General features: G+C 62.4%; 8 protein-coding genes. 4 read left to right on the forward strand and 4 right to left on the reverse strand.

Features of this window, described 5'->3' with window-relative positions:
• Positions 1-29: 29 nt before the first annotated feature.
• Positions 30-581 carry a sugar O-acetyltransferase gene (locus HNO79_RS11195; RefSeq protein WP_214165286.1) on the reverse strand — a complete coding sequence of 184 codons (552 nt, stop codon included), beginning with the start codon at positions 579-581 and terminating at the stop codon, positions 30-32.
• Positions 578-1,237, reverse strand: coding sequence for a DUF1349 domain-containing protein (locus HNO79_RS11200; protein ID WP_244987522.1), 660 nt, complete (start codon positions 1,235-1,237; stop codon positions 578-580). Before HNO79_RS11200 ends, HNO79_RS11195 begins: the two co-directional genes overlap by 4 nt.
• Positions 1,238-1,352: 115 nt before the next feature.
• Between HNO79_RS11200 and HNO79_RS11205 the strand changes: the two genes are divergently transcribed.
• Positions 1,353-1,913 (forward strand): TetR/AcrR family transcriptional regulator, encoded by a 561-nt coding sequence (locus HNO79_RS11205; protein WP_214165284.1) that lies wholly within the window; start codon positions 1,353-1,355, stop codon positions 1,911-1,913.
• A 48-nt stretch (positions 1,914-1,961) separates the two neighbouring features.
• Here the strand turns inward: HNO79_RS11205 and HNO79_RS11210 are convergent, their stop codons facing one another.
• Both HNO79_RS11210 and HNO79_RS11215 read right to left on the reverse strand, forming a co-directional pair.
• Positions 1,962-2,696, reverse strand: a complete 735-nt coding sequence (locus HNO79_RS11210) for a DUF72 domain-containing protein (RefSeq protein ID WP_214165283.1) — start codon at positions 2,694-2,696, stop codon at positions 1,962-1,964.
• Between the two features lie 130 nt (positions 2,697-2,826).
• Positions 2,827-3,660, reverse strand: coding sequence for an alpha/beta hydrolase (locus tag HNO79_RS11215; protein WP_244987523.1), 834 nt, complete (start codon positions 3,658-3,660; stop codon positions 2,827-2,829).
• A gap of 887 nt (positions 3,661-4,547) precedes the next feature.
• Here HNO79_RS11215 and HNO79_RS11220 point away from each other — a divergent pair.
• From HNO79_RS11220 to nirB, 3 genes are read left to right on the forward strand one after another with little or no spacing between them, the layout of a single operon-like run.
• Positions 4,548-5,768, forward strand: coding sequence for a nitrate/nitrite transporter (locus HNO79_RS11220; RefSeq protein WP_234448230.1), 1,221 nt, complete (start codon positions 4,548-4,550; stop codon positions 5,766-5,768).
• Between the two features lie 22 nt (positions 5,769-5,790).
• On the forward strand, positions 5,791-7,431 hold the full coding sequence (locus HNO79_RS11225) for an alginate export family protein (protein ID WP_214165282.1): 1,641 nt from the start codon (positions 5,791-5,793) through the stop codon (positions 7,429-7,431).
• A gap of 29 nt (positions 7,432-7,460) precedes the next feature.
• Positions 7,461-10,358, forward strand: coding sequence for a nitrite reductase large subunit NirB (gene nirB, locus HNO79_RS11230; protein ID WP_214165281.1), 2,898 nt, complete (start codon positions 7,461-7,463; stop codon positions 10,356-10,358).

Here is a 10,358-nt window from a genome sequence, read left to right on the forward strand (position 1 = left end):
ACCGAGTGCACCGGGCGCCGCAAGACGGCCTATCCGCGCGGCATCCCGGCATGCAGGGGGCGTGCCGGATTGCCCGCCACCGTTTCACCCGCCGCCACGTCATGCGTGACAACGCTGCCCGCCCCGATAATGGCATGATCCCCGACCGTGATACCGGGCAGGATAATGGCTCCCCCGCCGATCCAGACATGTCTGCCTACGGTCACAGGACGGCCTGATTCCAGCATTTCCCGGCGCAATGCAGGATCACGCGGATGGTCGGCGGCAAGGATCTGGACACCGGGTCCGACCTGCGTGCCGTCCCCGATCCTGACCTGAACCACATCAAGCACGATGCAGCCAAAGTTCAGGAACACATTGTCCCCCAGAAAGATGTTATAGCCATAATCGCAGTAGAAGGGCGCCCGTATGGTTGCGTTCGTTCCGACCTGTCCAAGCCGTTCATGCAGCGTCCCGTCATGACGGTTGTACCGGGCAAGCCATTCGGCACACTGCGCCATGTCCCGCTGCAATTCGGGGTCGCTGGCGACATACAGGTCACCGGACAGCATTTTCTGCTTCTCGCTCCGTCGGGATATCATGTCAGGTCATGCAGCGCCTTGCCCAACGGCGCGCCCAGCGTCCAGTCCGAAAAACGCACCTTCAGCCCCTGACGTTCCGGCGTGCAGCACACCGGCCCGACCAGATAGGACTCCGCCAGGGGAAAAGGGGCCAGCCGCACAAGCGGCCAGATCTTTCCATCGGCCGAGACCTGAAGCCGCAATACCCCGTCCATAACGGTCGCCCGCATCCAGAAATCCTTCGGATCGCCCCCGTACGGGGCTGTTGCCCAGTCCGAACGGCCATCCGTCAGCACGCTGCTGAGCATGGGCCGCCCGTCGGACAGTTCAATACCGGCCTTGACCCAGCGGCTTTCGTCAATGCGGACCATGATGCCGGCCTGATCATACAGCTTTTCATAATCGGCACGGATGCGAAGCTGCGCGGTAAAGCGCGAGGGGGCATGCATGCCGTAAAAATGGCCGCTGTCGCGTGTGAAGCCGTAAAAGGTTTCACGCCAGAAATCCGATCCCCTGTCGGTGGTCATGTCCAGCATACCGGCGGCAATGGCGCTGTGGTGCGGCCTGTTCAGCCAGACGCCGCCATGCCACGGGCTGCTGGCGCGCGCACGGGCCTGCGCGCCAAACGCCATGCCGCCCGCCACCGCACCTGCGGCAAGAACGGTCCGCCTTGTCATGCCCGGATGCGTGTTTCTTTCGCCTGTATTGCTCACTGCCAGACTTTCCATATCCATTAGACTCCACTACTTATGTACATATGTACACATAGCGCAAGGCTAAACCCGTCCCCACATGGCCAGTGACCAGACTTCCTCCCGCCGTTTCGATCCTGATCGCAAGCAGCGCATCATTGACGCCGCACTGGATGTCATTGTGGCGCATGGCGTGCAGGGCACCACACACCGGCGCGTGGCCATGGCGGCGGGCGTGCCGCTCGGGTCGATGAGCTATCATTTCGCGGGCATGGATGACCTGCTGCACATGGCCTTCAGGCAGGTTGCGCAGGCAGCATCGGCCGCCTTCGTCGCGCGACTGTCCAAAGCCCGGAACCGGCGGGACGCCATTGAGGCCATCATCGACATCATCGCCGGAAACATATGGTCGACACCACGGACACTGCTGCTGAGCTATGAGTTATATGCCTTCGCCGCCCGCAAGCCGGAACTGGCCGCCGTCATGCGCGACTGGATGCAGGCCAGCAGGGACGCACTTGGCCGTTTTTTCGATCCCCTGACCTGTCGCGCACTGGATGCGCTGGTAGAAGGCATGGGGATCCATGATTCAGTGGATCACTCACCGCTGGGTCGCGGGGACATTGCCGATATCGTTCACCGGATATGCCGGCAGGACTGACGGTTGCGGCAGGAACGGCCATGACCCCTGACCACTGGATGCCGTCTTTCAGATATCGTGTCCGGACAGGACGTCGATCAGTTCAAATGCATTCCGCGTGGCGGCGCCATAAACGGTATTGTCGTAAACTGTCCAGACATCGATGCCATGCCTGGCAAGTGCGGCGACAACGCCCGCATGGGCGGCTATGGCGTCCTGCCCATAAGCTGATTCATACATACGGGGAGATCCGTGTAGCCGGAAATAGGCACACCCATGCCAGCCACCCGGCTGCGCCACAGGCGGCGGCCGCGCCGGATCGGCCGCAACACGGGCAACTTTCTGCCGTTCCAGCATATGATCGACGTCAGGCATGAACCAGCTGGCATGCCGTGGCTCCAGCACGATATTGTCCGTAACCGTGGTTTTCAGATCACTGAGGAACCGTTCGGCGCTGTCACCGGGATAGACGAAGCTGGGAGGAAGCTGGACCAGAACAGGTCCGCGTTTATTGCCCAGACCGTCCGTTTCCTCCGCAAAGCGGTCGAGCAGCGCCTGACAGTCCACAAAACGACGTTCATGCGTAATCGTCCTTGGCAGCTTGACGGAAAAGCGGAAACCCGGCGGCACACTGGCGGCCCAGCGTTCATAGGTCGTGCGCCGATGGGGCCGGTAGAAGCTGCTGTTGAGCTCGACAGCGGAGAAACGTGCGCCATAGCGTTCCAGATGCGTGCCGGATGCAGGAAACCGGTCAGCAAGCGCAGAAGGAATTGACCAGCCCGCGACGCCGATATGGATGGACATTACCTGTTTCTCCTCCATTCGGGACGGCTGGCGGTAAACCGCTCCCGGGACCAGCGGCATCATACTCCCGGAAGATACCGCTGCAGGGGATAAAAACGGATAATTCACCGTATACGCAGGATTGCCCGCATCAGGCATGGGTATCCAGCCAGTTGCAGATCGCATTGATCACCTGATCTTCAATGCCGAAATAGCCATGCGGGGTGAGGGAACCGCACTCTCTTTTCGACCGGGTGATGCCCCCCGCCACCATCAGCACCTGCACATCTCTGCTGGCCGTCATGGCGGCTGCGATCTGCCGGGCCGCCGTGGGTGGCGCCACGTTGCATCGATCATCGCGATTGGCGACCACAAGGACAGGCACGCCTATGTCCTGCGGGCTGGCACTGAAGACCGTCTCCCGGCTACCGCCCATGACAGACACGGATTCCGTCAGCACGACACCGGCAATGCTGCCAGCTGGCGCATGCGCCGCACCATTTACGGCAGCGATTGTTCCCTGACTTGTACCCAGCAGGAAAACAGGTCCTGATCCCTGCTGGCGCGCAAGGGCGACAAGTCCCCCCACAACGCGCGCATAGGCCGATGACGCGCGATGTCCCCTGAGGTTGGCATGATCGGACGTATCGGGAATGAGAACGGCATAACCCCGCCTGTTCCACAGTTCCCGCGTCCGTACGACAAAATTGTCACCGTGGCGGATGCGTCCATCGTGCCCAAGGCCGATATCACCCGCCCCACCGGGTAACATGACGATGGTCCCCCGAGGGCTGGCCGGGGTGGCAAAAAGCACACTCAGCCGTTCACCCTCATTCAGGGACAGGTTGAAAACCCGCTTGTCCCGGCCATGGTCCGTGGCAATGGCTGGCGTGCCCCGCCCATCATGGTCCTGCGCGAAAGCCACTGCGGGCTGGGCTGCAAGGCAGAACAGGATCGCAACCATGGTGCGCAGGCATGTCCGCATCGGGGCTCTCAGCAGTTCGGGGCAGGGGAATGACGGTCGTCGTGGAACAGTCCGGCACGCCAGTCGCGCACGACGCACCCATGACGACATCCGCGGGTTCACGGGGGAAACGGAGAGGGGTGCAAAAATCATACCGGGCGTCCCGCCTGCGTTCCCGTCCTGATACTGCACGTTACATGGTAGAGAGGTACCCGGGCAATGCCCAGCCCCGTCGGGAACACTCGAACCATGGTGCTGCGTCACGGCGGGAGTTGTGCAAAGACAGTCCGGTTGGTTTTATGGCTTGTGCTGAAAACGGACTGATCGGGGACTTGTCCGATATCGCAATAGCCGCCAGGTCTGTATGTGCCCCGTCCGGCAATCTTCCTGTGGCATTGTCTTTCCGCGAACAGCAGTGCACCGGTATGGAAATTGAGCCGCGTGCCTGTTGGATCATGGTTCGAGTGCCACAGCAGATCCTGCGCGTTGACCGCTACCCGTGCCCTGGCACCGACCAGAACATATGGACCGGCTGCCTGTCACGGCCTGCACGCTGCGGCCCGCGCATGCCCTTTCCTGCGCCAGCCGGGACCGCTCCGGCATTGGGTTGCGAACCTGCCCGGCCTCCACTCCCGACCGGCAGGGCGGGCGGCATGGGGCCTGAACGGCATATGACCGTTACATACCCGGCCAGATGGACGACATGGCAAAATGTTTTGACATCGCATTGTTCCGCATGCCAATAAAGGCGACAGGACAGCTTTCCCATCGGTTCGTTCATCAATGGCGGTGAGCGGCAGGAAAACTGCAGAATCGGTCACGACAATACCCGGACGGCCAACGATGGTCTCCGTGCCTGAAAAAGGCGTCTCCATCCATATCGCATGATGGGGACAGGATGCGATGACGTGGACAAAGGATTTCTAAAGGCCGGAAACCCGCGCACCCTGCTCGCGGCATTCCTTTATTTCGATGTCTCCTTCATGGTGTGGGTCCTGCTTGGCCCGCTGGGCATTTCCATCGCCCATGACCTGCATCTGAACGCAGGCCAGAAGGGACTGCTGGTGGCCACGCCCGTTCTGGCGGGTGCGCTGCTGCGTGTACTCGCGGGCGCGCTGGTCGATCACTTCGGGCCACGTCGGGTTGCGATTGGCGCCCAGATTCTTGTTATCGCCGGGCTGTTCCTGACATGGCTGATCGCGCCACACAGCTATGGCGCACTGTTCGGGGTTGCACTTGTGCTGGGCGTCGCCGGGGCGTCGTTCGCGATTGCGCTGCCGCTGGCCTCGGCATGGTATCCGCCACAATATCAGGGCACGGCGCTGGGTATTGCCGGGGCCGGCAATTCCGGCACGGCGCTTGCCTCGCTGTTTGCGCCTGGCCTGGCCGTGCTTTACGGCTGGGTCAATGTGCTGGGGCTGGCAACGCTGCCACTGACCGCCGTGCTGGTCGCCTTTATATTTCTGGCCAGTGAACCGCCGCAGCGTCGCTCCAGTGGCGGTCTGGTGACGTGGCTGCCCGTCCTGCGCAGCGGCGACTGCTGGCTGCTGATGTTCTTTTATGGCGTGACATTCGGCGGTTTTGTGGGGCTTGCCTCGTTCCTGACCATCTATTTCAACGACCAGTACGGCCTGCCGCCTGCCATTGCCGGAAGCTGTACGGCGCTGGTCGTGTTTGTCGGGTCCTTCGTGCGTCCGCTGGGGGGCGCCATGGCCGACCGGATCGGGGGCGAACGCGCCCTGAGCATCCTGTTCGCGCTTGCTGTCGCCATCTTTGCCGTGATCGGGTTCGGCCTGCCCACGATCTGGCTGGCTTTCCCGGCTTTTTTCCTGGGCATGCTCGTGCTGGGTCTGGGCAATGGCGCGGTCTTCCAGCTTGTGCCCACGCGTTTCCCCAGTCGTGTCGGTATCCTGACCGGGCTGGTGGGCATGAGCGGCGGGGTAGGCGGGTTCTATCTGGCCTCATCACTCGGGGCCGCGCGACAGGCCACGGGGTCCTACGGTCCCGGCTTCCTGGGCTTTGCCGCGGTTGCGCTGGTGGCGTTTGCCTGTGTTGGCGTGTGCCGTCGCCGCTGGGCGGCTGAACGGCCCCGGATGTCGGCTGAAGCCGATGCGACCGCCTCCTCATAATATCAGATCAGGAACGTATCCCGTGACCTGTATTTCCGACGTGCTCCGGCCCGCTTCGCTTACGGTCGGCTTCACCACCGTTCTTGCCAGCCTGTGTACCGGCCATGCAGCCCTTGCCGACACGGCACCCGCCGCGGGTGTCACGGCAACCAGTATCCGCCCGACCTCGTCCCGTCCACCTGAGAAGGCGGCCATCCACCACGTGACACTGCCACACAGCCCCGACTGGGGGGTATTCAATGCCGGAAAGGGGGCCGCAGCCGGTTTCGGGACCGTTGGTGGTTTCGGACAGGCGCGCTGGGCCGAGGACTGGAGCGACATTGTCAATACGCCACCCGAACAGCGCCGGAACGACTGGTTCAACCGCCTGAAATATATTCCCCTGACGGACAAGGGCGATATCTGGCTGTCCATCAATGGGGAGGAACGGCTGCGCTACGCCTTTGAAAACCAGCCGCAGATGGGAACCGCGGGCAAGACCAACGCCAGCCGCGTACTACTGCGCAGCCAGTATGGTGCCGACCTGCACCTGGGTGAACATGTCCGCGCCTATGCCGAGTTCCTGTGGGGCGAAGCCGGGGGATCGAACTATTATGGCTACCAGACCGGGGTGCAGCGCGAGCGGCTGGATCTCCAGCAGGGCATTCTGGAGGTAAAAGGCAGGATGCTGGGCGCACGGATGGGCGTGATCGGCGGTCGCCAGATCTTTCTCGATGCCCCTGTCACCATGCAGTCCGCACGCGACCTGACCAACGCACAGCAGTCATGGGATGGCTTCCGTGGCTATGCGGTGTGGAAATCCTTCCGGCTGGACCTGTTTGACTTCATGCAGACCAACAAGCTGCCGCGCAATGTTTTTGCCGACGGGACAAACTACAACGCCCGGATGTATGGGATCTATACATCCACGGCGCTGCCCAGGTTTTCGGTCATGGGGCAGAAAAGCCAGATTTTTACCGATGTGTTCTTCATTGGTTACCTGTTCAACGGCGCATCGGCGGCGCTGGCCACCACAACGGGCACGCAGGCCGGGTCGACCCGACGCGACAATATCGGCGCACGCGTGTGGGGGAATGTCGGTCCCTTCGATATCAGCCTGACCGGCGTGTTCCAGGGCGGCGAATTCCGTCCCGCCGGTGGCGGGGCGACACGCCCGGTACGGGCCTATGCCGTCAACGGGACGCTGGGTTGGACGGCGAAGGGCCTGAAGACAAAACCGTCCATCGCACTGCAGGGCGACCTGTTTTCAGGCGGGTCGTATCACAGCAGTGATGGCGCGGTCGGCACGTTTGCCACTCCCTATTTCCCGCTGCCGTATTATAATGACGTCACACTGGCCCTGACATCGCAGAACCTGGTCGGCATCGGGCCGGTCATTACGGCAGCGCCACTGGCGAACCTGCATCTCAAACTGCATGTCCCCGTTTTCTGGCGCGAAAGCACGCAGGATGCGGTGTATGGCACCGGCAAGATCTATGGCTGGCGCAACGGCCTGTCGGGCGGGTTCATCGGCACCACGCCCCAGACGCAGCTGGCATGGAATTTTGCGCCCCACTGGACATGGACGCACGATATCGCAGGCTTCGTCGCATCGCAGGGGATGCACCGCGCGGGGGCGAAGGACGGAGCCTTCTACATGCAGACCATGGAATTCAAATTCTGACAGCCGATCGTATGACAGGAGAAACGAGCATGACCGGAACGGGAAACATCGTCATCATCGGCAACGGCATGGTTGGCCATTACTGTGCCGAGCAGCTTGTGGCGCATGGCCTGCATGAAGACTGTGCCATTCACATTTTTGGCGACGAACCGCACCACGCCTATGACCGCGTGCACCTGACCGATTACATGAGCGGACGCGATGCGCTGGCGCTGCGCCTGCATGTGGATGATTTCCATACCCATCACGACCTGACCCTGCACCGTGGCGTCAGGGTGACACGCATCGACCGCGCAGCCCGGATGGTGGAAAGTGCCGAAGGGCTGCTGCCTTATGACACGCTGATCCTTGCCACCGGTTCCACGCCGTTCGTGCCGCCGGTTCCGGGCAACACCGGCACGGCGGGGCTGGTCTACCGCACGCTGGATGACCTTGACCTGATCCGGGCCGCAGCAGATGGCGCGTCGCACGGCGTGGTCATTGGCGGCGGACTGCTGGGGCTGGAAGCCGCCAACGCGCTGTCGGGGCTGGGGCTGTCCACGGCCGTTGTCGAATTCGCGCCGCGCCTCATGCCGGTGCAGCTTGATGACGATGGTGGCCTGGCCCTGAAGCAGCGGATCGAGGCACTGGGGATCGAGGTGCTGACATCCCATGCCACGCAACGGATCATCGCGGGAGAGACACACCGCCACCGCCTTGTCTTTGCCGATGGCACGTTCCTTGAAACCGATCTGGTGGTCTTTTCCGCCGGCATCCGCGCGCAGGACAGGCTGGCGCGTGACTGCGGGCTGGCCATCGGGCCACGCGGCGGCGTCGTGATCGACGGGCAGTGCCGCACGTCCGATGCGGCGATCTACGCAATCGGGGAATGCGCCTGCTGGAACGGGCAGGTGTTCGGGCTGGTGGCACCGGGCTACACCATGGCGCGCACGGTCGCATCCACCCTGGCGGGAGAAGAAGCTGCGTTTACCGGGGCGGACATGTCCACCAAGCTCAAGCTGCTGGGGGTGGACGTCGGCTCGATTGGCGATGCGCATGGCGCGACACCCGGCAGCCGGAGCTACCGCTTCATCGGGGAAGTGGACGGGTCGTACCGCCGCCTCGTTCTGTCGGGGGATGGCAGCCGTGTGCTCGGGGCCGTGCTGGTGGGGGACAACGCGTATTACGACACGATCGTGCAATATGTGCAAAACGGCATCAGCCCCCCGCCGGACCCGGCGGCCCTGATCCTGCCGCGCGGAGAAGGGGCGGACCTGCTGGGCGCTGACGCGCTGCCCGATACGGCCATGATCTGTTCGTGCCACAACGTGACGAAAGGTGCGATCTGCGCCTCTATCGAGGGGGGCTGCACGGATATTGCCGGCCTGAAGCAGTCCACGAAGGCCAGCACGGGCTGTGGCGGCTGTTCGACCCTGCTCAGGAACGTGTTCGAGACCGAACTCGAAGCGCGCGGCATTACGGTCGATCACAGCCTGTGCGAACATTTTTCCTATACGCGGCAGGAACTGTATTCGCTTGTCCGCGTGCATGGCATCCAGACGTTTGAAGACCTGATGGCGCGGTACGGCAATGGCGGCCTGGGCTGTGACACCTGCAAGCCCGCTGTCGGGTCGATCCTGGCATCGGCCTGGAACAAACCAATTACGGACCCGCTCTATATCCCGCTGCAGGACACGAACGACACGTTCATGGCCAACATGCAGAAAAACGGCACCTATTCGGTTGTGCCCCGCATCGCGGGCGGCGAGATCACGCCGGAGAAGCTGATCGTCCTCGGTCAGGTGGCGAAGAAATACGACCTGTATACCAAGATCACCGGCGGCCAGCGCATCGACCTGTTCGGCGCGCGGCTGGAACAGTTGCCCGATATCTGGGGTGAACTGCTGGAAGCAGGATTCGAGACCGGACAAGCATATGGAAAATCCACCCGGACCGTAAAATCCTGCGTGGGCAGCACATGGTGCCGCTATGGCGTGCAGGACAGCGTGGGCAAGGCGCTGGATCTGGAAAACCGCTACAAGGGCCTGCGTTCGCCGCACAAGCTTAAATTCGCCGTATCCGGCTGCACCCGCGAATGCGCCGAGGCACAGGGCAAGGATGTCGGCGTGATCGCCACCGAAAACGGCTGGAACCTGTATGTCTGCGGTAATGGCGGCATGCGCCCGCGCCATGCGGAACTGTTCGCGACCGACCTGGATGCCGAAACGCTGGTGAAATATATCGACCGTTTCCTGATGTTCTATATCCGGACGGCGGACAAGCTGCAGCGCACCTCTGTCTGGCGTGAGAATCTTGAAGGCGGTCTGGATTACCTCAAGGACGTCATCATCAACGACAGTCTTGGCATCTGTGCGGAACTGGAACGGCAGATGCAGATGGTGGTGGACCGTTACCACTGCGAATGGCGCGATGCACTGACGGACCGTGAAAAACTCAAGCGGTTCCGTACCTTCGTCAATGACAGCCGTCCCGATCCAAACATCCGTACCATACCCGAGCGCGATCAGGTCCGTCCGGCGGACAACCTGCCGGAAACCACGCAGTCGGCCGGCCCCGTGGAGTGGACCGAGCTGTGCGGACACGATGACCTGGTGGCCATGTCCGGGGTCGTGGCATGGCATGACGGTAACCAGATCGCCCTGTTCTACCTGCCCGCGACGGAGGGCGCGCCCGCCCGGGTCTATGCAATCGACAACCACGACCCGTTTTCGAACGCCAACGTGCTCGGACGCGGCATCATGGGCGACCTGAAGGGACAGGTGGTGGTGGCCTCGCCGCTGTACAAGCAGCATTTCCGCCTGGAGGACGGGCAGTGTCTGGAGGATCCCACCGTCCGGCTGCGGACATGGGAAGCCCGCCTGGAAAACGGCAGGGTTGCAATCCGGGCCAAAACGGTTGCAGCCCCGCCGGAACCCGTATCGGCCTGA

It is taken from the genome of Komagataeibacter oboediens, assembly GCF_018491655.1.
In the GTDB taxonomy this organism is placed as follows: domain Bacteria; phylum Pseudomonadota; class Alphaproteobacteria; order Acetobacterales; family Acetobacteraceae; genus Komagataeibacter; species Komagataeibacter oboediens.